Origin of the sequence: Sanguibacter sp. 25GB23B1, from assembly GCF_040012415.1 — a bacterium.
Taxonomy (GTDB): Bacteria; Actinomycetota; Actinomycetes; order Actinomycetales; family Cellulomonadaceae; genus Sanguibacter.
Genome location: NZ_JBDYKL010000008.1, coordinates 1 through 22,964, shown reverse-complemented (window position 1 = coordinate 22,964; position 22,964 = coordinate 1). Strand labels below are relative to the sequence as shown.

The following is a 22,964-nucleotide window of genomic DNA, read 5'->3' as shown; positions in this document are numbered from 1 at the left end:
GTGCGCGGTGGTCCCGTGGGACCGCGGCGAGCGGTCGTCAGCCTGCGACGATGAGACCCGCGGTCTGGGTGCGCGCGCGCGCGAAGCGAGCGTCAGCGTCGCTCCAGCTGACGAGGTTCCACCAGGCCGCGACGTAGTCGGCGCGGACGTTCTGGTAGTCGAGGTAGTACGCGTGCTCCCACACGTCCAGCAGGACGATCGGCGTGAGGCCGAGCGCGATGTTGCTCTGCTGGTCGTAGAGCTGGACGATGATGAGCTTCTGGCCGATGGAGTCCCACGCGAGGATGGCCCAGCCAGAGCCCTGGACGCCGGCGGCGACCGCGGCGAAGTGCTTCTTGAAGGACTCGAAAGAGCCGAAGTCCTCGCTGATCGCGGCGGCGAGCTCGCCGGTCGGCTCACCCTCACCGGTGGGGGAGAGGTTGGTCCAGAACGCCGAGTGGTTGACGTGACCGCCCAGGTTGAAGGCCAGGTTCTTCGAGTGGAGGTTCACTGCGGCGAAGTCGCCGTTCTCACGGGCCTCTGCGAGCTTCTCCAGAGCCGTGTTGGCCCCGGTCACGTAAGCCTGGTGGTGCTTGGAGTGGTGGAGCTCCATGATCCGGCCGGAGATGTGCGGCTCGAGTGCGCCGTAGTCGTAACCGAGATCCGGCAGGGTGTAGACAGCCATTGCTTTGTCCTCCTGGAAGGTCTTCCACGACGGAACCGCCGTGGCTTACTGAGAAAGCCGATGACCCACGATCAGGACCCCACCAGGGCGGGGAAGCGATCGCGGGTCATCGTCCTACTGTGCAGCAAGTTCAGTGGTTCTGCTCGTGGTCGTCCTGTGCGTGGTCGTCGAGACCCGTACCGTCCGGTCCGACGATGGCGAGCGACGAGTCGCTCGAGTGACCCTTGAGCTGGTCGTGCTCACCGTGAGAGTGGGCTGCAGCAAGCTCGAGCGGCGTGACGGGCTCGACGCGGTCCTCGTAGAAGAACCTCGACAGCCGCTGGAGGGCCTGGTCCTTGCGGAAGCCCTTGCGACGGACACCGCGCGAGTCCTCCCGCGGCTCGATCTCGAGGGGGCGGTGCGCGTCGTAGTTGACGCGCAGCCACCGCTCTTCCTCGGCCAGAGGCTTGTGGACCTCGATGTACTCGCCGTTGGCGAACCGGACGATGCGGCCGGTCTCGTGGCCGTGGAGAACGAGCTCGCGGTCCTTGCGCTGGAGCCCCAGGCAGATCCGCTTGGTGATCCAGAAGGCGAGGACAGGAGCCACGAAGAGAGCGATCCGGAAGACCCAGGTGATCGCGTTGATCGAGAGCGAGAAGTGCGTCGCGATGAGGTCGTTCGAGCCGGCCAGCGCCAGGATGATGAAGGCGGTGAGGAAAGCGACGCCGAGCCCGGTGCGGACAGGCACGTTCCGGGGACGGTCGAGCACGTGGTGCTCGCGCTTGTCCTTCGTCGCGGCCGCCTCGAGGAACGGGTACACCGCGAGGAACGTGAACAACAGTCCAGGCACGACCACTGCGGGGATGAGCACGTTGAGGGAGAGCGTGTAGCCCGCGATGACGTACTCCGTCTGGCCAGGCATGAGGCGCAGGGAGCCCTCGAGGAAGAGCATGTACCAGTCGGGCTGCGCTCCTGCTCCGACCGGTGACGGGTCGTACGGACCGTAGTTCCACACGTTGTTGATGGCCATCGTGCCGCCCATGAACGCGAGGACGCCGAAGACGATGAAGAAGAATCCGCCGGCCTTGGCGACGTACACGGGGAAGAGCGGGAACCCGACGACGTTCTTGTCGGTTCGGCCACCCCCGGGGTACTGGGTGTGCTTGTGGAGCACCACGAAGAGGAGGTGCAGGCCGACGAGGGCCAGGATCAGGCCCGGTACGACGAGGATGTGCAGGGTGAAGAGGCGCGGGATGATGTCTTCGCCCGGGAACTCCCCGCCGAAGATGAAGTACGACATGTACGACCCGACGAGCGGGATCGCCTTGACGACACCGTCGGTGATGCGCAGACCGTTGCCCGAGAGGACATCGTCCGGGAGCGAGTAGCCCGTGAAGCCGGCCGCGAGGCCGAGGATCATGAGGAGGAAGCCGACCATCCAGTTGAGCTCACGCGGCTTGCGGAACGCACCGGTGAAGAAGACGCGCATCATGTGCGTGACGATCGCCGCCATGAAGAGCAGGGCTGCCCAGTGGTGGATCTGGCGCATGAGCAGACCGCCGCGCACCTCGAACGACAGGTCGAGGGTCGAGGCGAACGCCTCGGACATGAGCTGGCCGTTCATCGACGCGATGGGGCCTTCGTACTCGACGAGCCCCATCGACGGGACGAAGAACATCGTCAGGAACACGCCCGTGATGATGAGGATGACGAAGGAGTAGAGCGCGATCTCACCCAGGAGGAACGACCAGTGGTCGGGGAAGATCTTGCGGGCGAAGCCCTTGACGACACCGGCGATGCCGGTGCGCTGGTCGAGGTAGTCCGCGGTGCCAGCCACGGCGGACTCGGTGCGGGATGTACTCACTTCAGTCGCTCCCAGTAGCTCGGGCCAACCGGCTCGTTGAAGTCGTCCTGAGCGACGAGGTATCCCTCGTCGTCGATGGCGATGGGCAGCTGGGGGAGTGGCCGCTTCGCCGGTCCGAAGACCACCTTGGCCCCGTCAGCTACGTCGAAGGTGGACTGGTGGCACGGGCAGAGCAGGTGGTGGGTCTGCTGCTCGTAGAGCGCGACGGGGCAACCGACGTGCGTACAGATCTTGGAGTAGGCGACGATGCCTTCGTAGGACCAGTCCTTGCGGTCCTCCGCCTCCTGGAGATCAGCGGGGTCGAGCCGGATCAGGAGCACGACCGACTTGGCCTTCTCGGTGATCCAGTGGTGCGTCCGGCGCTCCTCTTCGGGGGCGTCGGGGATGACGTGGACGACAGAGCCGATGGTCATGTCCGCGGCCTTGATCGGCCGACCGGACGGGTCGGTCGCGAGGCGCGTGCCCTTGGTCCACATGGTGTGGCGGAACTTGCTCACGTCCCAGTCGTTGCCGACCGAGCTGATGAGCGGGACCGCGATCGTCAGCGGGAAGAGACCCACTGCCGTGACGACGGCGCCCTTGAGGACGCCTCGGCGGGCGATGCCCGAGTCGTCGGCTCCGTCCTTGAGGACGGTCACCGCTGCCGCACGCATCTCGTCGGAGCTGCGCTGCTCGTGGCGCTCCTCGACCCGCTCGTGGTCCGACATGAGCGTCTTCGCCCAGTGGACTGCCGCGAGCCCGATGCCCATGAGGGACAGGAACATGGTGAGGCCGAGAGCGAGGTTGGCGTTCCGGACGCTCGCGGTGGTGCCGTCGGGTCGGATGGCGAAGTAGACGACGATCGTGGCGATCGTCCCGATGATCGACAGGACGAACAGGATGACGACCTGTCGTTCGGCACGCTTGGCCGCTCGGGGGTCCGTGTCTGCCATCCGGTTCTGGTGAGCAGGCACTCCCGGGTCGGCGAAACGGTCGGTCTCGCCTGCGCCCGCGGCGCGGACGAGGTCAGCTGAACTCTTCTGGTGCTCGCTCACGAGGACTTCGCTCCGATCCACACGGAGCACCCGATGAGTGCACCGATACCGACGATCCAGACCCAGAGGCCTTCGCTGACAGGTCCGAGACCACCGAGGTCGAGCCCTCCGGCGGAGCCGTCGCGCTGCTCGACGAGGTAGGAGATGACGTCACGCTTCTCTTCCGGCGTGAGCGTCGCGTCGTTGAACACCGGCATGGACTGAGGTCCGGTGAGCATCGCCTCGTAGATGTGGGTCGGTGTCGTCTCCCACAGTGCGGGCGCGAACTTGCCCTCGGAGAGCGCGCCCCCCGCGCCGACGGCGTTGTGGCACATGGCGCAGTTGGTCCGGAAGACGGCGGAACCGTTGGAGGCGTCCCCGAGCTCAGGGTCGACCTGCTCGGCAGTCGGTGTGGACGGGCCGGGGCCCAGCGATGCGACGTACGCGGCGAGCTGCTCGGTCTCCTCGGCGTCGAGCTGGCGCGGCTTCGCGATCGCCTGAGGGCCGTTCGACTGCATCGGCATCCGGCCGGTACCGACCTGGAAGTTCACCGCTGCCGCTCCGACACCGATGAGGGAGGGCGCGTTCTCGCGGCCTTCCGCGTCAGGCCCGTGGCACGTGGCGCAGTTCGCCTGGAAGAGCTTGGCGCCGTTCTCGATGTCGTCGGTCGTTGCGGTGTCGGCGCTGGCTGGGGCAGGGGCCAGGGCGGCGTACACGCCGCCGGTGACCAGCAGCGCCAGCAGCAGCAGCACGACCGGCATCAACCGGTGGTGTCGGCGGGCGGCGAGTGCCTTCACGGATGGATCCTCGTCTCAGGTTCAGTGGATGGTGCGTGTCGCGGTGCGCGGGGAGCGCCGACGGCCTATTGCAGGAAGTAGATGACGCCGAACAGTGCGATCCAGACGACGTCGACGAAGTGCCAGTAGTAGGACACGACGATCGCGGTGGTGGCCTCGTGGTGCCCGAACTTCTTCGCCGCGAACGAGCGGCCGAGAAGGAACAGGAACGCGATGAGCCCACCGACGACGTGCAGACCGTGGAACCCGGTGGCGAGGTAGAACACCGAGCCGTAGGGGCTCGAGGAGATCGTCAGTCCGTGCTCGACGAGCTCTGCGTACTCGTAGATCTGGCCGGCGACGAAGAAGGAGCCCATGAGATACGTCAGTGTGATCCACTCGTTCATGCCCCACCGGTTGATCGCGAAGATCGATCCCGTCCTGCGCGGCTGGAACCGCTCCGCGGCCCACACACCCATCTGGCACGTCACCGATGACGCGACCAGCACGCAGGTGTTGATGAGGGCGAACGTGAGGTTGAGATGACCCGTCCCCTCGCTCCACTGGTCGGCGGGGATCGTCGCACGCGTCGTGAAGTACATCGCGAAGAGGCCGGCGAAGAACATGAGCTCGCTCGCGAGCCACACGATGGTTCCGACCGAGACAGGGTTCGGTCGGTTCACGCTCACGTGGGTTTGGGCGCTGGGGACAGCCGTTGCAGTCGACACAGTATTCATTATGGACGACGACGGCTCATGCGTGGGCCTTAAGACCTATCGATCGGGGCGTTAAATCTCACAATGGCCCGGCATCGTGCCGATCACGGCCGTCCTCGTGACGAAAGCCGGAGAAGTGTCATGAAGATGGGGGTTCAGAAGACTGCGGAACGCCTTCCTCGCCTGTGGCTGACCGCGCACGACCGTCAGCGGTAGCCTCATAGGGCCTTGTCCGACCCACTGACCGTGAGGATGCCCATGTCCACGCCTTCGTCGTCGACCGACCCGCAGCAGACCATCTTGCTCTACAGCGACGACGTGACCGTCCGGGAGGCGGTCCGGTCGGCGGTCGGGGCGGTGGCCCACAGCGGCGGGACGCCCCTCCGCTGGGTCGAGGTCGCCACCTACGACGCCGTCGTCGGGCGCGCGGACGAGGGCGGGATCGACCTCATGATCCTCGACGGCGAAGCGGACAAGGCCGGCGGCATGGGAGTCTGCCGGCAGCTGAAGAACGAGATCTTCCGATGCCCACCGGTCCTCCTGCTCACCGGGCGCCCACAGGATGCCTGGCTCGCCTCCTGGTCTCTCGCGGACGCTGCTGTTCCGCGGCCGCTCGACCCCGTCGAGCTGCAGCGAGCCGTCCGCACCCTGCTCGCCGCCCGCGTCGCGGACGGCGTGGTGCGGTGACGGCCACGCTCACCTGGACCGACCTCACGGCAGCGCTTATCGCTCGGGAGGACCTCACCGCGCGTCAGACGGCGTGGGCGATGGATGCCGTCATGTCCGGGCTCTCGACGCCGGTGCAGCTCGCGGGCTTCCTCGTCGCGCTGCGGGCGAAGGGGGAGACGATCGACGAGCTCACCGGTCTCGCGGACGCGATGCTCGGCCACGCCGTCCGGTTCGAGGTCGAGGGTCCCTCCGTCGACATCGTCGGAACAGGCGGCGACCGAGCGCACACCGTGAACATCTCGACGATGGCCGCGGTCGTCCTCGCCGGCGCTGGTCTCACCGTCGTCAAGCACGGGAACAGGGCTGCGTCCTCGTCCTCCGGGTCTGCGGACGTCCTCGAGGTGCTCGGCATCCGGCTCGACCACTCGCCTCAGCGTGTCGCCGAGCTCGCGACCGAGGTCGGCATCACCTTCTGCTTCGCGAACGTCTTCCATCCCGCGATGCGGCACGCGGCGGCGGCACGCAGCGGCCTCGGGCTGCCCACCACGTTCAACTTCCTCGGGCCGCTGACGAACCCGGCACAGCCGCGGGCCACGGCCGTCGGCGTCGCTGACCGGAGGATGGCTCCCCTCGTGGCGGGCGTGCTCGCCGCGCGCGGCACGCGCGCGCTGGTGTTCCGCGGAGACGACGGGCTCGACGAGCTGGCCGCGACCGGGTCCTGCGACGTGTGGGAGGTCCGGGCGGGTGAGGTCACGCACCACCGGCTCGACCCCGTCGGGGAGCTCGCTCTGACGCCGACCTCGCTCGCCGAGCTCCGGGGCGCGGACGCCCGGTTCAACGCCGGTGTCGCCCGCGACGTCTTCGCCGGCGCGCAGGGCCCCGTGCGAGAGACCGTCCTGCTCAACGCCGCGGCAGCGTTCGTGGCCGATGGCTCTCTCGAGGGGACGGACGAGGGCTCGCTCCCCGAGCGGCTCGGGCGCGGGCTGGTCCACGCTGCGCAGTCCGTGGACTCCGGCGCCGCACAGAGCGCGCTCGCGCGGTGGGCGGCTGCGTCGGCCTGAGCCGGCCTGCAGGCACCGGTGCCTGCAGGCGCGCGGCCGCGACCGTCGTCGATCGGCGGGTCAGTCCTCGAGACCGAGCGCGAACGCTGCGTCGAGGTCGGAGCTGGAGTACTCCCGGAACGCCAGGTAGGTCCGGGTGCGCACGACGCCAGGGACCTTGCTGATCTTGTCCGCGATGATGTCGGCGAAGTCGTGATGGTCCTGGACCGTGACCATCGCGATGAGGTCGACCTCACCCGTGACCGAGTAGACGGAGGCGACGCCCGGGACGTTCGCGATGGCGGTCGCGGCCTCGGGGATGAGCGCTTGGTCCGTGTCGATCATGACGATGGCGGTGGGCATGGCGTGCTCCTCGGGAAGGCGATGGCGCGGGCGACCGGTGGTCGCACCCTTGATCATGCCGCTACACGACGCCCGAGACGACTCCGGCGGTCGTGGTGTTGACGAGGTATCTCTCGGCACCGCCGACCGGGCAGGTCTGGGGATGTGTCACGCTGACGAGCCGTACACCGTCGGAGCGCAGCCAGGCGAGCACGAGGTCTGTCTCCTCCGGATGGCACGCGGGTGCCGGGGCCGGGCGGGGGTCCACGTGCTCGGCGGAGCCGACCGCGGCACCGATCGTCACGTACGGGTCGCGGCCTGGTGGGCAGACGACGGTCGCTGCGAGCCGGCCGTGACGCACGACGACGATCTCCCATCCTCCGCCCGTCCAGGGGCGGGCGGCGACGAGCTGCTCGCACGCGCTCAGGGGTTCGAGGCGCTGGGCACGGGACGCTCCGGCGAGGTATGCCGTCAGCCGGTCCCGCTCGGTGGCCGCGTCCTCGAAACGCTCGTCGGTCGCGAGCTCCTTGATCCTGCGGGACAGGGCGGTGACGACCGGTCCTGCGTCTCCGCGCATGGTTGCGCGCACGGACTCGGTCACCGCGGAGTACGCCGTGGCCGTCGCGCCAGGCGGCTGGCGCTCGGCAGTGACGCAGGGAGCGCTGCACCGACCCATCTCGGCCAGGGCGCAGGCGGCTGCTGAGATGCTGGGCGTGGCGGGCAACCGTGCGGCGCACTGGCGGACCGCGTGCGCCGACTGCAGCGCCTCGAGGGCGTCCTGAGCCCGGCTGCGGGAGGTGAACGGACCGATGTGCGGCTCGCTCGGTCCGTTCACGGGCTGGCGGACGTCTCGCACGACGGTGAGCCGCGGATAGGCCTCGGCCGTGAGCCGCACCCAGTGCATGCGCTCTGGGTGCTTGGAACGCCGGTTGTAGCGGGGTGCGTGCTCGGTGATGAGACGCAGCTCCCTGACGCGGGACTCGAGCTCGGTCGCGCACGGGACGGCACGCACGGACTCGGCGAGCCTGATCATCTCGATCATCCGACCGCGCTTCTCCGACGCCGTGAAGTAGCTGCGGACCCGCTTGTGCACGGAGGTCGAGGTCCCGACGTACAGGACCTCGCCGCGCGGGCCCACGAACATGTACACACCGGGGCCCGTCGGGAGGCCGTCGGCGAGGTGTCGCTTGCGCCGGACGTCCGCCGGTACCGGGTCGGTGGCGGTCGCGAGGTCCTCGAGGTGCGTGATGCCGAGCGGAGCGAGCCGGTCGAACAGGGCATGCAGGACATCGACGGTGGCGCGGGCGTCGGACAGCGCGCGGTGGTCCGGCGTGACGGTCGCGTGGAAGAGGTTCGCGAGGGTCGAGAGCTTGTGGTTGGGCGCCTCGTCGCGCGTGACGACGCGCCGGGCGAGGGTCACGGTGTCGAGCACCTGGTTGCCGGGCCACGGATGGTCCGAGCGTGCGGCGGCGGCGCGGAGGAAGGAGATGTCGAAGGGTGCGTTGTGCGCGACGAGGACGGTCCCGCGGATGAACTCGAGGAAGGATGGGACGACGGCCTCGATCCGCGGTGCGTCCGAGACCATCGCGGTGCTGATCCCCGTGAGGCGCGCGATGAACGCGGGCACGGGGACACCGGGGTTGACGAGCGTCTGGAACTCGCCGACCCGCTCTCCGCCGCGGACCTTGACGGCGCCGATCTCGGTGATCTCGCAGTCCTTCGCCGATCCGCCTGTGGTCTCGAGGTCGACCACGACGAAGGTCACGTCGCGCAGCGGCGTGCCGAGCTCGTCGAGGGCGAGCTGGACGGGCTTCCCGGTGGTCTCGGGCACGGTCTGGAGACCGGGGCGGGGCGGGGTGATCCGACGACCGCTGTGCCGTGCACCAGGCAGGGGGCGCAAGGCTCGGGTGGACGACTCGGGGTGCATGCGCCGAGACTAGGCTGCGCCACCGACATCGATGGCATCGCAGCCGCCGCTGCCGCCTGGGCCCTGGTGCCGCTGGACGACGGCGGCACCAGGGCGGTGACCGGTTCAGTCGACGCGCTTGACGTCCGCATAGATCGCGTCGATCTCGTCGGTGAAGTCGGTCAGGACGAGCGCCCGCTTGACCTTGAGAGACGGCGTGAGATAGCCGTTCGCGACGGTGAAGTCGGTCGTGAGGATGCTGAACTTGCGGATGGACTCGGCCCGCGACACGGCCCGGTTGGTCCGCTGGACCGCTGCGTCGACCGACGCGAGGACGTCAGGGTCCGTCACGGCCTGCTCGACGGTGAGGGAGGGCTTCCCGTGGGTGGACAGCCATCCAGGGAGGCCTTCGGGATCGAGGGTGATGAGCGCACCGATGAACGGCTGCGCGTCACCGACGACGACGACCTGGCTGATGATCGGGTGGGCCCGGAGCCGGTCCTCGAGAACCGCAGGCGCGACGTTCTTCCCGCCGGCGGTGACGATGATCTCCTTCTTGCGGCCCGTGATGGTGAGGTAGCCGTCGTCGTCCATCGTCCCGATGTCGCCCGAGCGGAACCATCCGTCGGTGAACGCGTCGGCGGTGGCCTGCTCGTTGTTGCGGTAGCCCCGGAAGACGTGCGGGCCCTTGATGAGGATCTCGCCGTCCGGGTCGAGCCGCAGACCGTGGCCGGGGAGCGGCGGGCCGACGGTGCCGATCTTCCCGCCCGGCAGGTTGACGGTCGAAGGTGCCGTCGTCTCGGTGAGCCCGTAGCCCTCGAGGACGACGAGGCCGACACCGCGGTAGAAGTGACCGAGACGTTCCCCGAGAGCCGCACCGCCCGACACGGCGTACCGCGCCTCGCCGCCCAGGGCGGTGCGGATCTTCTTGAGGACGAGGGCGTCGGCGACCTTGTGCCGCAGGCGCAGCGCGATGCTCGGACCCCCCGCGGAATCGAGGCCGCGCGAGTAGGAGATCGCGGTCGCCGCGGCCCAGTGGAAGATCTTCACCTTCCCGCCGGCGGCGGCCTTCTGCTCGGAGGAGTTGTACACCTTCTCGAAGACACGTGGCACCGACAAGATGTACGTCGGCTTGAACGACGCGAGGTCCGGCAGGAGGGTCTTCGTGTCCGGGGTGTGGCCGAGCACCGAGCCGGCGGGGACGACGAGCACGTGGATGAACCGGGCGAAGACGTGGGCGAGAGGCATGAAGAGCAGCGTCCGGCGCGCTCCGTAGTGCAGCACGTCGGTGAGCTTCTCGGTCGCGTTGACGGTCACGGAGTAGAAGTTCTCGTGCGTGAGCTCCGCACCCTTCGGGCGACCGGTCGTCCCCGACGTGTAGATGACCGTCGCGACGTCTGCCAGGCGTGCGACAGAGCGTCGACGGGCGATCTCCTCGTCCGTGACATCGGCACCGGCCGTCTTGAGCGCCTCGAGACCGCCGTCGTCGATGACGTGGACCGAGCCGAGCTGCGGCGCCTTGTCCTGCACCTCTGCGACCGTGGCGGCGTTCTCGGGGGTCTCGACCACGAGGAGGCGGACGTCCGAGTCCGTGAGGATCCACTCGACCTGCTCGGCGCTGGAGGTCTCGTAGAGGGGCACGGTGATCGCGCCCGCTGCCCAGATGGCCCAGTCGAGGAGAGACCACTCGTACCGGGTGCGGGACATGATCCCGACGTGGTCACCAGGCTCTACACCTCGGGCGACGAAGCCCTTGGCCACGGCGACGACCTCGGCGTCGAAGGCGCGGGCGGTCACCGAGGTCCATGCATCGGTCTGTGCGTCCTTCACCTCCATGAGCGGCTCGTCGCCGGCGGTGGACACGCGCGCGGCGAGCAGGTCGTTGAGGTTCTTCTGCGGATCGACGGTGATGAGGGCGGGGGTGAAGAACTCGTCCATTCTGGCTCCAGTGACAGTGGTCGACAGTGGGTAGACCTTACCCACTGATCGGGACGTGCAGTTGCACCTCAGACTTGAGTACGCTTCATCCGAGTCGCACGCGTTCGTGCACACATCGAGATCTGTGAGGAAACGGCATGCATGCCATCGGGGTCGATATCGGCGGGACGAAGATCGCGGCCGGGGTGGTCGACGAGGATGGGCGCATCCTCGCACAGACGCGCGTCGGCACCGAGCCTGAGGATGCGTCGAGCATCGACCGGGCGATCGCCGAGGTGTGCCGGGAGCTCTCCAAGGAGTACGAGATCGGGGCGATCGGCCTCGCGGCCGCCGGGTTCGTCAGCCCCGACCGCGCATCCGTCCTCTTCGCCCCGAACATCGCGTGGCGTGACTACCCCATCGCACACCGCGTGGGAGCGCTCCTAGGCCTCGACGTCCCGATCGTGGTCGAGAACGACGCGAACGCAGCAGGCTGGGCGGAGTTCCGGTTCGGCGTCGCACGCGAAGCCACCGACATGCTCCTGCTCACCGTCGGAACGGGCCTGGGAGGCGCTCTCGTCGTCAACGACCAGCTCGTCCGCGGACGGTGGGGCGTCGCCGCCGAGGTCGGCCACATGCGTGTCGTGCCCAGCGGGCACTACTGCGGCTGCGGGCACGAGGGGTGCTGGGAGCAGTACGCCTCGGGGACCGCGCTCGTGCGCGACGCCCGTGCGGCGGCGGTGGCGCGTCCGAAGGACGCCGTCCGGCTGCTCGACCTGTCAGACGGGGTCGCCGAGAACATCACCGGCCCGCTCATCACCGCGGCCGCCATGGGCGGCGACCCTCTCTCGATCGAGCTGCTCGCTGAGCTCGGTCGGTGGATCGGCGAGGGCGCGGCGTCCGTCGCGGCGCTCCTCGACCCTGAGCTCATCGTCATCGGCGGCGGTGTCGGCGCGGCGGGCGACCTGCTCCTCGGACCGGCTCGACGCGCCTACGGCGAGTCGCTCCCTGCGCGCGGGCACCGCCCGGAGGCGAGGATCGAGCTCGCAGCGCTGGGCAACGAGGCGGGCATCGTCGGCGCCGCAGACCTCGCGCGCGTCTGACGAAGACCGCGGCCCCGACGCGGGCCGCGAACGTCGGTACGGGAACACCAGGGACGACGGCGCCTCACACGACGGCGCCGTCGTCCCCTGGTCGTGCGTCCCTGCTGTGGGGGAGCCGCCACACGAGCAGCGCTGCCCCACCGACGAAGACCCCTGCGAGCGAGATGAAGAACCCTCGTGGTGCACCGTCCCAGAAGATCCAGGCGAGCACCAGAGCGATCGGGCTCGCGCACAGCGCGAGCAGGGCGACGTTGCGCAACGGGTCGGCGCTCAGGGCGATCCCAGGGTCGGGCGCGACGAACTCGCCCTCACGCTCCTCCGCTGCTTCGACATCCGCGCTGCGGGGCCAGTCGCGGGGCCCGGCGGTGGCACTGCGCGGCACCACCGCTCGTGCTGGCGGCTCCTCGACCCACGGCGCGACAGGGAAATCGAACGAGACGTCCTGCTCGACAGCGGCCGGAGTTCGTTCCCCTGGTGGATCCGTGGAAAGATCGGAGAGTTCAGCGACGATCTGCGCCCAGGCCGCGTCCGTCCGCTCCTGGTCGGGCACGCCGCGCTCATCGCGGCCTTCCGGGTCGACATGCTCGTCCGGCGCTTCGTCGGGTTCGTCGATGGTTCCTGGCATGGTGATCACTCTAGAGTCGGATGACAGTCCCGCGTATGCGAGGCGCATGAGGAGGCGGGTTGTTCTACTGGCTGATGAAGCGGGTCCTCGTCGGACCCCTGCTTCGAGTGATGTTCCGTCCGTGGGTGCGGGGCCTCGAGAACATCCCCGGGGACGGTCCGGCGATCATCGCGAGCAACCACCTGGCGGTCATCGACTCGTTCGTGCTGCCGCTGATGATGGATCGCGAGATCGTGTTCATCGGCAAGTCCGAGTACTTCACGGGGACCGGTCTCAAGGGGCGTGCGACCGCCGGCTTCATGCGCGGTGTCGGGACCATCCCCGTCGACCGCTCGGGCGGCAAGGCGAGCGAGGCTGCTCTGCGGACAGGGCTCAAACGCCTTGCGGACGGCGGTCTCTTCGGGATCTATCCCGAGGGCACGAGGAGCCCCGACGGCAGGCTCTACCGCGGCAAGACCGGTGTGGCACGGCTCGCCCTCGAGTCCGGTGCCCCGGTGATCCCCGTCGCGATGGTCGGGACCGACAAGGCGCAGCCCATCGGCACGCGCATCCCGAAGCCTCTGCGCATCGGCATCGTCATCGGCGAGCCCCTCGACTTCAGCCGGTACACCGGGATGGAGAGCGACCGCTTCATCCTGCGCTCGGTCACCGACGAGATCATGTACTCGCTCATGAGCCTGTCCGGTCAGGAGTACGTCGACATCTACGCGGCCACCCAGAAGGCGCGGCTCGCCGCAGGCGTGAAGAACTCCGGAACGGCGAACCAGCACCCCACGGCTCCGGGCGGACGCCCCGTCCCCGACGTCCAGGTGCCGGAACCGCCGAAGGACACCCCCGAGACGTCACTAGACTGATCTTCGCCCACACCACACGAAACAGCGCCCGCACACCCCTGCACGCACCAGCGCGCGCGGCGGGCACAATGAGAGGTAGATCCACATGTCGGTCCGTCGCGTCGCGCTCCTCACGGCTGGTGGCTTCGCTCCCTGCCTGTCCTCCGCTGTCGGAGGGCTCATCGAGCGCTACACAGAGCTGGCTCCGGAGGTCGAGATCATCGCCTACCAGCACGGGTACCACGGCCTGCTCACCGGCAACAAGATCGTCATCGACGCCGAGGTGCGCAAGAACGCCGGGATCCTGCACCGCTTCGGCGGGTCGCCGATCGGCAACAGCCGCGTCAAGCTCACCAACGCTGCGGACTGCGTCAAGCGCGGCCTCGTCAAGGAGGGGGAGAACCCCCTGACCGTCGCGGCCGAGCGGCTCAAGGCCGACGGCGTCGACGTCCTGCACACCATCGGCGGTGACGACACCAACACCACCGCAGCCGACCTCGCCGCCTACCTCGAGGAGAACGGCTACCACCTCACGGTCGTCGGCCTGCCGAAGACGATCGACAACGACGTCATCCCCATCAAGCAGTCGCTCGGTGCGTGGACCGCGGCCGAGGAGGCCGCCGGTTTCGCCGCGAACGTCATCGGCGAGCACCGCTCCGGGCCGCGCATGCTCATCGTCCACGAGGTCATGGGGCGCCACTGCGGGTGGCTCACCGCGGCGTCGGCCGCCTCGTACCGGTCGTGGCTGGACACGCAGGAGTGGGTCCCGGGAATCGGTCTCACCAAGGAGCGGTGGGACATCCACGCCGTCTTCGTCCCGGAGCTCAAGCTCGACCTCGAGGCCGAGGCTGCACGCCTGCGCACCGTCATGGACGAGGTCGGCAACGTCAACATCTTCCTCTCCGAGGGTGCCGGCATGCACGAGATCGTCGCGCAGCTCGAGGCGTCGGGCGAGACGGTGGAGCGCGACCCGTTCGGCCACGTCAAGCTCGACACCATCAACCCGGGCGCCTGGTTCGCCAAGCAGTTCGCCGAGCTCCTCGGTGCCGAGAAGACGATGGTCCAGAAGTCCGGCTACTTCTCGCGCGCCGCGGCCGCCAACGCCGAGGACCTGCGCCTCATCAAGTCCATGACCGACTTCGCCGTCGACAGTGCGTTCCGTGGTGAGTCGGGCGTCGTCGGGCACGACGAGGAGGACGGCGACCGTCTCAAGGCCATCGCCTTCCCGCGCATCGCCGGCGGCAAGGCGTTCGACGTCTCCCAGGAGTGGTTCACCCGGCTGCTCTCCGAGATCGGCCAGCAGCAGGCGCCTGCAACCTCATGAGCGTTGCCGTCGACCCGGAGGTCTCGCAGGGCCTCGACCACTTCCGGTCGCTCGTCGCAGGGCAGCAGCCGGTCTGGCCGGACGCGGAGCACCTGCGTCAGGTGAGCGAGGCGTTGGCCGGCGTCCCGCCGCTCGTCGTGCCGGCGCAGCTCGAGACCCTCACCGACCGGCTCGCGTCGGCGGGAAGGGGAGAGGCGTTCCTCCTCCAGGGCGGGGACTGCGCCGAGACGTTCGCCGAGGCGAACGCGGACCGCATCCGCAACAAGGTGCGCACGATCCTGCAGATGGCGGTCGTCCTCACGCACGGCGCGAGCATGCCCGTGGTGAAGATGGGGCGGATGGCGGGTCAGTACGCGAAGCCGCGCAGCTCCAACGACGAGACGCGTGACGGCGTGACATGGCCCGCCTACCGGGGTGACATGGTCAACGGCCACGCGTTCACCGAGCGTGACCGCGTGCCGGACCCGGACCGGCTCCTCCAGGGATACAACATCTCGTCGGCGACCCTGAACGTCGTGCGTGCCCTGACCACCGGCGGGTTCGCGGACCTGCGACAGGTCCACGAGTGGAACCGCGGGTTCATGACGAACCCCGCCTACGCGCGGTACGAGCGCACGGCCACGGAGATCGACCGCGCGATCAAGTTCATGGCCGCGTGCGGTGCGGACTTCGACGCGCTGCGCACCGTCGAGTTCTTCGTCAGCCACGAGGCGCTCCTCCTCGACTACGAGCGGGCGCTGACCCGGATCTCGTCCCAGACCGGCGCGCCGTACGACTCCTCGGGGCACTTCCTGTGGATCGGGGAGCGGACCCGGAAGATCGACGGGGCCCACGTGGACTTCCTGTCGCGGATCTCCAACCCCATCGGCGTCAAGCTCGGCCCGACGACGACGGCGGACGATGCGCTCGCTCTCCAGGACAAGCTCAACCCCCAGGGGATCCCGGGTCGGTTGACGTTCATCACACGGATGGGAGCGGGCAAGATCCGTGAGGCGCTCCCACCGCTCGTCGAGAAGGTGACCGCCCTGGGCGGTCCCGTCACCTGGGTGACGGACCCGATGCACGGGAACACGATCACGTCCGACAGCGGGTACAAGACTCGGCGGCTCGAGGACGTCCTGGACGAGGTCCGCGGGTTCTTCGAGGTCCATCGTGCGCTCGGGACCGTGCCGGGCGGGCTGCACGTCGAGCTCACCGGTGACGACGTCACGGAGGTGCTCGGCGGCAGCGAGGAGATCGACGACGCCGGCCTCGCGCTGCGGTACGAGACCCTCGTCGACCCGCGGCTCAACCACCAGCAGTCGCTCGAGATGGCCTTCCAGGTCGCGGAGATGCTCCAGCGCTAGCCTGCTGGTCGTTGCAGGACGAAGCCCGCCCACCTCCTCCGAGGGGGCGGGCTTCGTCGTTCAGCTGCTGAGGGTCGCGTGGGGGAGACGGTGCGACGGTCAGAGGTCGAGCGTGATCGTGGAGCCCTTCCGGAGCTGTGTCCCTGCCGCCTCGCTCTGGTTGCGCACCTCGTTGCCGAAGAGGCCGAAGTAGTAGTTGACCTTCACGGTGAAGCCGGCGGTCTCGAGGATCTGCTGCGCCTCGGCGACCGGCTTGAGCAGGACGTCCGGCACCTCGACGAACGGACGGCCGAGCGAGACGGTCAACGTGACCTCGTCTCCCCGGTGGGCGTCCGTGCCCTGTTCCGGGCTCTGCGAGATGACCGCTCCTTCGGGGACGGTCTCGCTGTACTCCTCGACCGGTACGGGTGTCAGGTCCCACGGGGCGAGCTGTTGGGTGGCGTCGTCGAGGCTGAGGAGCTGGACCTGCGGGACGGTGACAGGTTCCGGGCCCTTCGACACGGTGAGGACGATCGGGGTGCTGTGGGGCAGGAGGGAGCCCTCCGCCTCGGAGGCCGCCATGACGACGCCCTCGGCCACGGTCGTGTCCCAGACGAGCTCGGTACCGACGGCGGTGAACCCTGCCGTCTCGAGAGCGGTCTCGGACTCCGTGACCGCGATGCCTGTGAGGCCTGCAGGCACGGTGAAGTGCTCGATCCCCTTGGAGACGGTGAGCTCGACGGTGCCGTCCTTGGCGACCTTGTCACCGCTCTGCGGTTCGACGGCGATGACGACACCGGACGGGACCGTGTCGCTGAAGGCTTCCGTCGACTCGAGATCGAGCGCCGCGGCCGCGAGGGTGGCCTCCGCGTCTGCGGCGCTCACGTCGACGAGACCGTCCGGCACGGTCGTGTAGCTCCCTGGGCCGGAGGTGAACCACCAGAAGGCTCCGCCGCCGAGTGCGGCGAGGAGGAGCAGGATCGCGACGATCCACCCGACGAGCCTCCGACGCCGGCGCTTCGTCGGCGCGGACGTGTCGAGCGCCACGGTGCTCGTCGTCGGTGCCTCGTCCGTCGGGGCCGGTACCGCTACAGGTGACTCGGTCGAACCCTTGATGAGCGAGCGCGCTGTCCCGAGCGGGAGCGCGATCGTGGAGCCCGAGGCTCCGACGTTCAGAGCCTGGGTCGCGTTGTCCGGTGCGACGGTCCGGGTGGTGCTCGTCTCGTCTGCCTCGCCCGGTTCTGTGGCGGGCGCGGTATCGAACGTCTCGTCGCTCGGCTCGATCTCGGAGAGGTCCGGGAGGGCGACCGCTGCGTCGTCGGCGGGGTGGAGCTCCTCCTCGACGAGGTCCTCGTCGACGGGGGTGCCTTCGGCGAGAAAGACGACCGGCGGTGGAGGATCGGCGCGGCGGGCGACGAGTGCCTCCGGCAGCGCGGCGCGCACCGTGCGCAGGAGGGCCAGTGCGGCGGGCGCGTCGGCGGGCCGGTCGTCGGGCTCGCGCGACGCCATCGCGCACACGAGCTGGTCCAGCTCGGCGGGCAACCAGTCGACGAGCTCCGACGGACGGGGAATGTCGTTGTTGACGTGGAGGAAGGCGACCTGGATCGGGGTCGAGCCGATGAACGGCTGCCGGCCGGTGAGCATCTCGTAGAGCATGACGCCGACGGCATAGACGTCTGTCCGGGTGTCGCACGCACCGGTCGAGATGAGCTCGGGGCCGAGGTAGGCGACCGTGCCGAGGATGGTGCCCGTGGTCGTCGAGGTCACCTCGGTCACTGCGCGGGCGAGGCCGAAGTCGGCGACCTTCACCCGGCCGTCTGTCGCGAGGAGTACGTTCTCGGGCTTGATGTCGCGGTGGACGAGGTTCTTGCGGTGCGCGGCAGCGAGGGCGTCGAGCACGTCGTCGATGATCGACAGGCTCTCACCGACGGTGAAGGGTCCGTCGTCGTGCAGACGTCGACGCAGGTTGCTGCCGTCGACGTACTCCATCGTCAGGTAGCTCGTCTCGCCGTCGACCCCCTGGTCGTAGACCGCGACGAGACCCGGGTGCGTCAGGCGCGCGGCGGCGCGCGCTTCCCGGCGGAACCGCGAGACGAAGTCTGCGCCGGTCGCGCCGTCGGCGAGGTGGGAGTGCATGACCTTGAGCGCGACCTCGCGATCGAGGCGACGGTCCGTCGCGAGGTACACCGTGGCCATGCCTCCGCGCGCGATGCGCGAGACGATCTTGTACCGCCCGTCGACCAGCTGGCCGACGAGGGAATCAGAGAGGATGGTTGCCACGCGACGATTCTAGAGGGCGGTCCCGCGGGAATCGGGGACGTCGCCGACAGGGAGCCGTGGTGTTGGTGTGGGGATTCCGGGCACGACGTGCGTGGTCATGGCTGCTGCGTCGCGAGCGTCTGGACATTCGCGACATATCGTCGCGTGTCGTCGAACATCCCGTACTTCCGTACGGACGTCTGGCCCTGGTAGTACCCGGCGATCGCGGTGTCCAGCGACGGGCTCGTCTCGATGAGCCGGGCGAGGATCGCGACCCCTGCCGTGACGTTGTCCCGCGGATCCAGCAGGTTGAGATCGCGCCCCACGAGCCCGGAAGCCCACTCGCCCGACGTCGGGATCACCTGCATCGTGCCGATCGCGTTGGCCGGGGACACCGCGCGCTGGTCGAACCCGGACTCCTGGAGCGCAACGGCCTGGGCGAGCCGTGGGTCCACACCGTGCGCGACGGCGGTGTCCCGGACGATCTGGCGCATCTCGTCCTTCGACGGCACGGAGATCGACAGGAGTGCCGCCTTGTTGGAGTTCGCTGCGGAGACGACGTCGCTCGCATAGGTGCGCCCGGCGAACGTGTCACCCACGAGCTGCTGCGCGGGTGGGGTCGGCGCGGCACCCGCGGGTGCGGCGCCGGCGGGGATGGACAGCGTCTGCCCGATCCGTATGGTCGCCCGCGAGTCCAGCCCGTTGGCTGCGACGATGCTGGCCTCGGTCACCGCGAAGCGGACAGCGAGAGACGAGACCGTGTCACCTGCGGACACCCGGTGCGCAGCACCGCCGACAGGGAGCGCCGGAGCCGGAGCGCCTGCCGGGGACAAGACCGGGACGACGCCCGCGGACGGGATGACGAGGCGCTGGCCCTCGCGGATGCGGTACTGCTCGTCCAACCCGTTGGCGGCGCGGATCGATGTCGCCGGCGTGCCGGTCCGCTGCGCGATGTGGCTGACCGTGTCGCCCTTCTCGACCTCGTACGTCTCGTCGGCAGATGCCGATGACGCGCTCGCGGCGATGGATGCCGCGGCCAGCGCGAGCCCGGTCGTGCCGTACCGGACGGCGTACCGCCCCAGCGTGCGTGAGAGAGACCGCGAGGGCGACAGGTTGTCGGCGACAGCCGCGCGGACCGGTGCGGCCGAGACGGCGGCTGTGCTTCGGGGTGCAGGCATGGTCGCTTCCGATCTGTCGAACGTGCATCACGAGACCGAGGTCGCGGCCGTCGTCGTGACTGCTGGTACGTCTGTGACGGCGGAGACTGATGGGGCTGCTGTGACGACGTGGGACTGCTGGTGCTGGCGAGGCAGATGTGACTGATGGTCCCTCGACCGTAGGCGACGATCGAGCATCAGGGAAGTGGGGGGAGGGACGGGGAGCCGTAGGCTGTGTCGGTGACCTCAACAGATCCGACACCCCAGCCCGACCCCGCCGACGTCCCCGAGGTCCCTGACACCTCGCACATCGAGGCTCTCGTCGGCGAGTGGCTCTCCGTCCCCGCGGTCGCCGAGCTCCTCGGCACGGCCGTCACCTCGGTCCGCAGTGCGCTGAGCGACCGTCGCATCGTCGGGATGAAGCGCGGGGAGCGCCGCATCTTCTCGGTGCCCGCGAGCTTCCTCGTGCCGAAGCACCTCTCGAACCCGGCGAACGTCAAGCCGGTCACCGTCCCGGAGGGCACCGCTGAGCAGATCATCATCCTGCCGTCGCTCCAGGGCACGATCATCATGCTCTCCGACTCCGGTCTGACCGACGCCGAGATCCTCGAGTGGCTCTTCTCGGAGGAGGCGATGCTCGGCCAGACGCCCGTCGCTGCGCTCCTCGCGGGCCGCAAGAGCGCAGTGCGCCGCGCCGCGCAGGCCGTCGCCTGAGGAAGGCTCGACCGGGTCTCAGGCCGCTCGCGCCACCGCGGCCAGAGCCAGCTCCCTGAGCGTCGGCTCGGCCGACGGGTCGAGGCGCGCGCTCCCCAGGGCGCTGAACGCCTCGTCCGTGAGACGAGCGATGCGCTCCTCGATCTCCTCGACCGCCCCGGACGCCGTGATCGTCGACTGGAGGTCCGCGACCTCGTGGTCGGTGAGATCTGCCCGCCCGAGAGCCGCCGTGAGCGTCCTCCGGGTCGAGGCGTCGACCGCGCGCATGGTGTGGACGAGCAGGAGAGTGCGCTTGCCCTCACGGAGGTCGTCGCCCGCCGGCTTGCCCGTGACGGCCGGGTCTCCGAAGACGCCGAGGAGGTCGTCTCGCAGCTGGAACGCCTCACCGAGGGGGAGGCCGACGGCCGAGGCGAGCGCGAGCTCGTCCGCGTCCCGACCAGCCAGCGTGGCACCGAGCACGATCGGGCACTCGACGCTGTACCGAGCCGACTTCGAGCGGATGACCTCGAGCGCGCGTCGCTCGTCCGCAGCGAACTCCTGGTCCCACGGAAGCATCTGCGCATGCATGTCGAGGTACTGACCGACCGTGACCTCGGTACGCATCCGGGCGAACGTGGCACGCGCGGACCGCCGCACCTCCCGAGGGAGCCCGGACGTCGCGGCGAGGAGCTCGCTCTCGCTCGCGATGAGGCTGAGGTCCCCGAGGAGGATCGCGCTGGAGAGCCCGAACTGCGCGGCGTCCCCGGTCCACCCGGCCTCGCGGTGCCGCCGGGCGAACGCCCGGTGCGCGGTCGCTTGCCCTCGACGCGTGTCGGAGTTGTCCATGACGTCGTCGTGGAACAGGGCAGCAGCCTGGAAGAGCTCGAGCGCCGCGCCGACGCCCACCGCGTTCGCCCGCTCCGGTCCGTCGGGGGAGCCACCGTGCGCCCGCCAGGACCAGTAGCAGAAGGCGGCTCGGAGCCGCTTGCCTCCGCCGAGGATCGCCCGCCAGGCGTCGACGAGCGGGGCCGCGTCGTGGCTGATCTCGTCCAGCACCGCAGCCTCGTCGGCAAGGATGACCCGGAGACGGGCATCGACGGCGGAGCGCAGGCCCTCGCGATCGACGAGGGCAGGAGTGTCGGCAGGCATGGCCCGAGCCTAGAGGTCGCGACGCGCGAGCGCTGATCTCGTCCGAGACATCCCTCGTCCGTGACCTGGCGTGGGATGGCACGGGAAGAGCCTGCCCACAAGGATGACTGCGCTCGTCTGCTCCCCAGGGTGACCGTGCGCCGCGCACCACGTGCTCCCGTCCACCACAGAGTCGTGCCCATGACGACGACCTTGCGCATCCGAGAACCTCAAGAGCTGTTGGCCCTCATCCCGTACCAGCTCGGCTTCCGTCCGCAGAGCAGCGCAGTCGTCGTGAGCCTGCGCGGCAGCCGACGGCGCGTCGGGCTCGTCGCGCGGGTCGACCTCGCGGACCTCCGCGACGAGGACGACGGTCGCCAGCTCGCCCGAGAGCTCGTCTCCCACGTCGCGGCGGACGGCGGCAGGTCGGCGGTGCTCGTCCTGTACACCGAGGCGCCGAGCGCCGAGGCGGGGCGCGAGGACGACGACGTCTGGGAGGCCGCCCGCACGGTCCAGGACGCAGCAGCGCCCTTCCTCGACGCCGTGGACGTGTGGGTGGTCACGGCAACCGGGTACTTCGCGCTCGAGTGCGCCGACCGGCACTGCTGCCCGGCCGGCGGTCGTCCGCTCGACGATCTCGCCGCGACCGTGACGAGCGCGCACATGGTTCTCGCCGGAGCATTGGTGGTGTCGAGCCGCGACGAGCTGGCGAGAGTCCCGCGCGCACCCGAGCCCGACCGGCGTCGGGCGAACGCCGCCGCGAACCGGTGGCGCGCCCGCCGTCGCGCGGCCACCACCGCGGCAAGGGTGCACGCGTGGCGCAGGGACGGTCTCGCCACCTGGCGCGACGCTCTGGACGGCCACGCTCGTGGCCTCCGGCCGGACGCCCCCGCGCTGGGCCGGATAGAGGCCGCCCTCGAGGACACCGTCGTGCGGGACGCCGTGCTCATGACGCTCGTGCCCGGGGTGGGGGACCTCGCCGAGGTGCTCGTCGACGCGATGGACCTGCCCGGCGCAGCCGGGGACGGACCAGGCGCACACGGGGCGGTGGATACCCGCGTCGGGGCAGCGATCGCCTCGATCGTCGAACCCGACGTCGGCATCCGGCCGGACGAAAGTGTCACGACCTCGGCGACCGCGGTTCTCGAGGCGGTGATCGGGCACGGGCGCCGCTACCGCCAGGCGCCGGCGCTCACCCTCCTCGCGCTGCTCACCTGGTGGCGCGGAGGCGGCGCGCGGGCGGGCGCTCTCCTCGATCGTGCGCTCGGCTGCGACCCGGGGTACCGGCTCGCGCTGCTCGTGGCGCGGGCGCTCGCGGCGGGGATGCCGCCGGGGTGGGTGCGCACCGGCGACGACGGCCGTGGCGCGATCTGACGCGACCCGCCCGTGTCGGGTAGTTTCAGATCGGGCGACGGCCGGACGGCCGCGCCACACCGAGCGTCGGAGGACTGATGACAGTCGTCGTGGGATATCTCGCCACACCTGAAGGACGCGAGGGGCTGAGCTCCGCCGTGGTCGAGGCACGGCGGCGTGGGACTGATCTCGTCGTGGTCGTGAGCGAGAAGGGTCGGCCGGCGACGGCGATGAGGTCCTCGGAGACGTCGTGACGCTCGTCGAGCACGCGGCTGTCT

General features: G+C 69.6%; 21 protein-coding genes. 8 read left to right on the top strand and 13 right to left on the bottom strand.

What is annotated here, in order from left to right; translation table 11 throughout:
• Positions 1-37 precede the first annotated feature (37 nt).
• The 5 genes from ABKW26_RS06700 to ABKW26_RS06680 all read right to left on the bottom strand — a co-directional run bounded on the left by ABKW26_RS06700 (position 38) and on the right by ABKW26_RS06680 (position 5,033).
• Entirely contained in the window at positions 38-664 is a 627-nt protein-coding gene (locus ABKW26_RS06700) for a superoxide dismutase (protein ID WP_348592038.1), read from the bottom strand.
• A gap of 130 nt (positions 665-794) precedes the next feature.
• Positions 795-2,507: a cytochrome bc complex cytochrome b subunit gene (locus ABKW26_RS06695; protein WP_348592036.1), complete on the bottom strand. Its 1,713-nt coding sequence runs from the start codon at positions 2,505-2,507 to the stop codon at positions 795-797.
• Complete coding sequence (locus ABKW26_RS06690) at positions 2,504-3,541, bottom strand: Rieske 2Fe-2S domain-containing protein (RefSeq protein WP_348592034.1); 1,038 nt, start codon at positions 3,539-3,541, stop codon at positions 2,504-2,506. Before ABKW26_RS06690 ends, ABKW26_RS06695 begins: the two co-directional genes overlap by 4 nt.
• Positions 3,538-4,317, bottom strand: coding sequence for a cytochrome c (locus ABKW26_RS06685; RefSeq protein WP_348592032.1), 780 nt, complete (start codon positions 4,315-4,317; stop codon positions 3,538-3,540). Before ABKW26_RS06685 ends, ABKW26_RS06690 begins: the two co-directional genes overlap by 4 nt.
• A gap of 65 nt (positions 4,318-4,382) precedes the next feature.
• Complete coding sequence (locus tag ABKW26_RS06680; protein WP_348592030.1) at positions 4,383-5,033, bottom strand: heme-copper oxidase subunit III; 651 nt, start codon at positions 5,031-5,033, stop codon at positions 4,383-4,385.
• A 237-nt stretch (positions 5,034-5,270) separates the two neighbouring features.
• Here ABKW26_RS06680 and ABKW26_RS06675 point away from each other — a divergent pair, with 237 nt between their 5' ends.
• Both ABKW26_RS06675 and trpD read left to right on the top strand, forming a co-directional pair.
• The gene (locus ABKW26_RS06675) at positions 5,271-5,699 is read left to right on the top strand and encodes a hypothetical protein (protein WP_348592028.1); all 429 of its coding nucleotides are present in this window, start codon (positions 5,271-5,273) and stop codon (positions 5,697-5,699) included.
• On the top strand, positions 5,696-6,742 hold the full coding sequence (trpD, locus tag ABKW26_RS06670) for an anthranilate phosphoribosyltransferase (protein ID WP_348592026.1): 1,047 nt from the start codon (positions 5,696-5,698) through the stop codon (positions 6,740-6,742). The genes ABKW26_RS06675 and trpD overlap by 4 nt, the downstream gene beginning before the upstream one ends.
• Before the next feature lie 60 nt (positions 6,743-6,802).
• Here the strand turns inward: trpD and ABKW26_RS06665 are convergent, their stop codons facing one another.
• The 3 genes from ABKW26_RS06665 to ABKW26_RS06655 all read right to left on the bottom strand — a co-directional run bounded on the left by ABKW26_RS06665 (position 6,803) and on the right by ABKW26_RS06655 (position 10,907).
• Positions 6,803-7,084, bottom strand: a complete 282-nt coding sequence (locus tag ABKW26_RS06665; protein WP_348592024.1) for an Lrp/AsnC ligand binding domain-containing protein — start codon at positions 7,082-7,084, stop codon at positions 6,803-6,805.
• A 61-nt stretch (positions 7,085-7,145) separates the two neighbouring features.
• Complete coding sequence (locus tag ABKW26_RS06660; RefSeq protein ID WP_348592022.1) at positions 7,146-8,990, bottom strand: DEDD exonuclease domain-containing protein; 1,845 nt, start codon at positions 8,988-8,990, stop codon at positions 7,146-7,148.
• A gap of 105 nt (positions 8,991-9,095) precedes the next feature.
• On the bottom strand, positions 9,096-10,907 hold the full coding sequence (locus ABKW26_RS06655) for an AMP-dependent synthetase/ligase (RefSeq protein WP_348592020.1): 1,812 nt from the start codon (positions 10,905-10,907) through the stop codon (positions 9,096-9,098).
• A gap of 137 nt (positions 10,908-11,044) precedes the next feature.
• On the opposite strand from ABKW26_RS06655, the gene ABKW26_RS06650 reads away from it, so the two are divergent.
• The gene (locus tag ABKW26_RS06650; RefSeq protein WP_348592018.1) at positions 11,045-11,989 is read left to right on the top strand and encodes an ROK family glucokinase; all 945 of its coding nucleotides are present in this window, start codon (positions 11,045-11,047) and stop codon (positions 11,987-11,989) included.
• A gap of 64 nt (positions 11,990-12,053) precedes the next feature.
• Here ABKW26_RS06650 and ABKW26_RS06645 read toward each other — a convergent pair whose 3' ends face one another.
• Entirely contained in the window at positions 12,054-12,614 is a 561-nt protein-coding gene (locus tag ABKW26_RS06645; protein WP_348592016.1) for a hypothetical protein, read from the bottom strand.
• 59 nt (positions 12,615-12,673) lie between these two features.
• Here ABKW26_RS06645 and ABKW26_RS06640 point away from each other — a divergent pair, with 59 nt between their 5' ends.
• The 3 genes from ABKW26_RS06640 (at position 12,674) to ABKW26_RS06630 (ending at position 16,117) form a co-directional block, all read left to right on the top strand.
• Positions 12,674-13,468 (top strand): lysophospholipid acyltransferase family protein, encoded by a 795-nt coding sequence (locus ABKW26_RS06640; RefSeq protein WP_348592014.1) that lies wholly within the window; start codon positions 12,674-12,676, stop codon positions 13,466-13,468.
• Between the two features lie 85 nt (positions 13,469-13,553).
• Positions 13,554-14,771, top strand: a complete 1,218-nt coding sequence (locus tag ABKW26_RS06635; RefSeq protein WP_348592012.1) for a pyrophosphate--fructose-6-phosphate 1-phosphotransferase — start codon at positions 13,554-13,556, stop codon at positions 14,769-14,771.
• Positions 14,768-16,117: a 3-deoxy-7-phosphoheptulonate synthase class II gene (locus ABKW26_RS06630; protein ID WP_348592010.1), complete on the top strand. Its 1,350-nt coding sequence runs from the start codon at positions 14,768-14,770 to the stop codon at positions 16,115-16,117. The genes ABKW26_RS06635 and ABKW26_RS06630 overlap by 4 nt, the downstream gene beginning before the upstream one ends.
• 99 nt (positions 16,118-16,216) lie before the next feature.
• Here ABKW26_RS06630 and pknB read toward each other — a convergent pair whose 3' ends face one another.
• Together pknB and ABKW26_RS06620 are read right to left on the bottom strand one after the other, a co-directional pair.
• Positions 16,217-18,376: a Stk1 family PASTA domain-containing Ser/Thr kinase gene (gene pknB, locus ABKW26_RS06625; RefSeq protein ID WP_348592009.1), complete on the bottom strand. Its 2,160-nt coding sequence runs from the start codon at positions 18,374-18,376 to the stop codon at positions 16,217-16,219.
• A gap of 95 nt (positions 18,377-18,471) precedes the next feature.
• Positions 18,472-19,533, bottom strand: a complete 1,062-nt coding sequence (locus tag ABKW26_RS06620; RefSeq protein WP_348592008.1) for a LysM peptidoglycan-binding domain-containing protein — start codon at positions 19,531-19,533, stop codon at positions 18,472-18,474.
• A 219-nt stretch (positions 19,534-19,752) separates the two neighbouring features.
• Between ABKW26_RS06620 and ABKW26_RS06615 the strand changes: the two genes are divergently transcribed.
• Positions 19,753-20,226 carry an Rv2175c family DNA-binding protein gene (locus ABKW26_RS06615; protein ID WP_348592006.1) on the top strand — a complete coding sequence of 158 codons (474 nt, stop codon included), beginning with the start codon at positions 19,753-19,755 and terminating at the stop codon, positions 20,224-20,226.
• Between the two features lie 18 nt (positions 20,227-20,244).
• On the opposite strand, the gene ABKW26_RS06610 is transcribed toward ABKW26_RS06615, so the two are convergent.
• A complete protein-coding gene (locus ABKW26_RS06610) occupies positions 20,245-21,354 on the bottom strand; it encodes a polyprenyl synthetase family protein (RefSeq protein ID WP_348592004.1) in 1,110 nt (369 codons plus the stop codon).
• A gap of 180 nt (positions 21,355-21,534) precedes the next feature.
• Between ABKW26_RS06610 and ABKW26_RS06605 the strand changes: the two genes are divergently transcribed.
• On the top strand, positions 21,535-22,707 hold the full coding sequence (locus ABKW26_RS06605) for a DUF4192 domain-containing protein (protein ID WP_348592002.1): 1,173 nt from the start codon (positions 21,535-21,537) through the stop codon (positions 22,705-22,707).
• 25 nt (positions 22,708-22,732) lie between these two features.
• On the opposite strand, the gene ABKW26_RS06600 is transcribed toward ABKW26_RS06605, so the two are convergent.
• The coding region (locus tag ABKW26_RS06600; RefSeq protein ID WP_348592000.1) for a hypothetical protein at positions 22,733-22,964 on the bottom strand (232 nt) is incomplete at its 5' end.

What these genes read in the sequence shown, in the direction of transcription:
- ABKW26_RS06700 (WP_348592038.1), bottom strand. Translation starts at nt 664, where the DNA reads ATGGCTGTCTACACCCTGCCGGATCTCGGTTACGACTACGGCGCACTC.
- ABKW26_RS06680 (WP_348592030.1), bottom strand. Translation starts at nt 5,033, where the DNA reads ATGAATACTGTGTCGACTGCAACGGCTGTCCCCAGCGCCCAAACCCAC.
- ABKW26_RS06675 (WP_348592028.1), top strand. Translation starts at nt 5,271, where the DNA reads ATGTCCACGCCTTCGTCGTCGACCGACCCGCAGCAGACCATCTTGCTC.
- ABKW26_RS06665 (WP_348592024.1), bottom strand. Translation starts at nt 7,084, where the DNA reads ATGCCCACCGCCATCGTCATGATCGACACGGACCAAGCGCTCATCCCC.
- ABKW26_RS06660 (WP_348592022.1), bottom strand. Translation starts at nt 8,990, where the DNA reads ATGCACCCCGAGTCGTCCACCCGAGCCTTGCGCCCCCTGCCTGGTGCA.
- ABKW26_RS06655 (WP_348592020.1), bottom strand. Translation starts at nt 10,907, where the DNA reads ATGGACGAGTTCTTCACCCCCGCCCTCATCACCGTCGATCCGCAGAAG.
- ABKW26_RS06650 (WP_348592018.1), top strand. Translation starts at nt 11,045, where the DNA reads ATGCATGCCATCGGGGTCGATATCGGCGGGACGAAGATCGCGGCCGGG.
- ABKW26_RS06645 (WP_348592016.1), bottom strand. Translation starts at nt 12,614, where the DNA reads ATGCCAGGAACCATCGACGAACCCGACGAAGCGCCGGACGAGCATGTC.
- ABKW26_RS06635 (WP_348592012.1), top strand. Translation starts at nt 13,554, where the DNA reads ATGTCGGTCCGTCGCGTCGCGCTCCTCACGGCTGGTGGCTTCGCTCCC.
- ABKW26_RS06630 (WP_348592010.1), top strand. Translation starts at nt 14,768, where the DNA reads ATGAGCGTTGCCGTCGACCCGGAGGTCTCGCAGGGCCTCGACCACTTC.
- ABKW26_RS06620 (WP_348592008.1), bottom strand. Translation starts at nt 19,533, where the DNA reads ATGCCTGCACCCCGAAGCACAGCCGCCGTCTCGGCCGCACCGGTCCGC.
- ABKW26_RS06610 (WP_348592004.1), bottom strand. Translation starts at nt 21,354, where the DNA reads ATGCCTGCCGACACTCCTGCCCTCGTCGATCGCGAGGGCCTGCGCTCC.
- ABKW26_RS06605 (WP_348592002.1), top strand. Translation starts at nt 21,535, where the DNA reads ATGACGACGACCTTGCGCATCCGAGAACCTCAAGAGCTGTTGGCCCTC.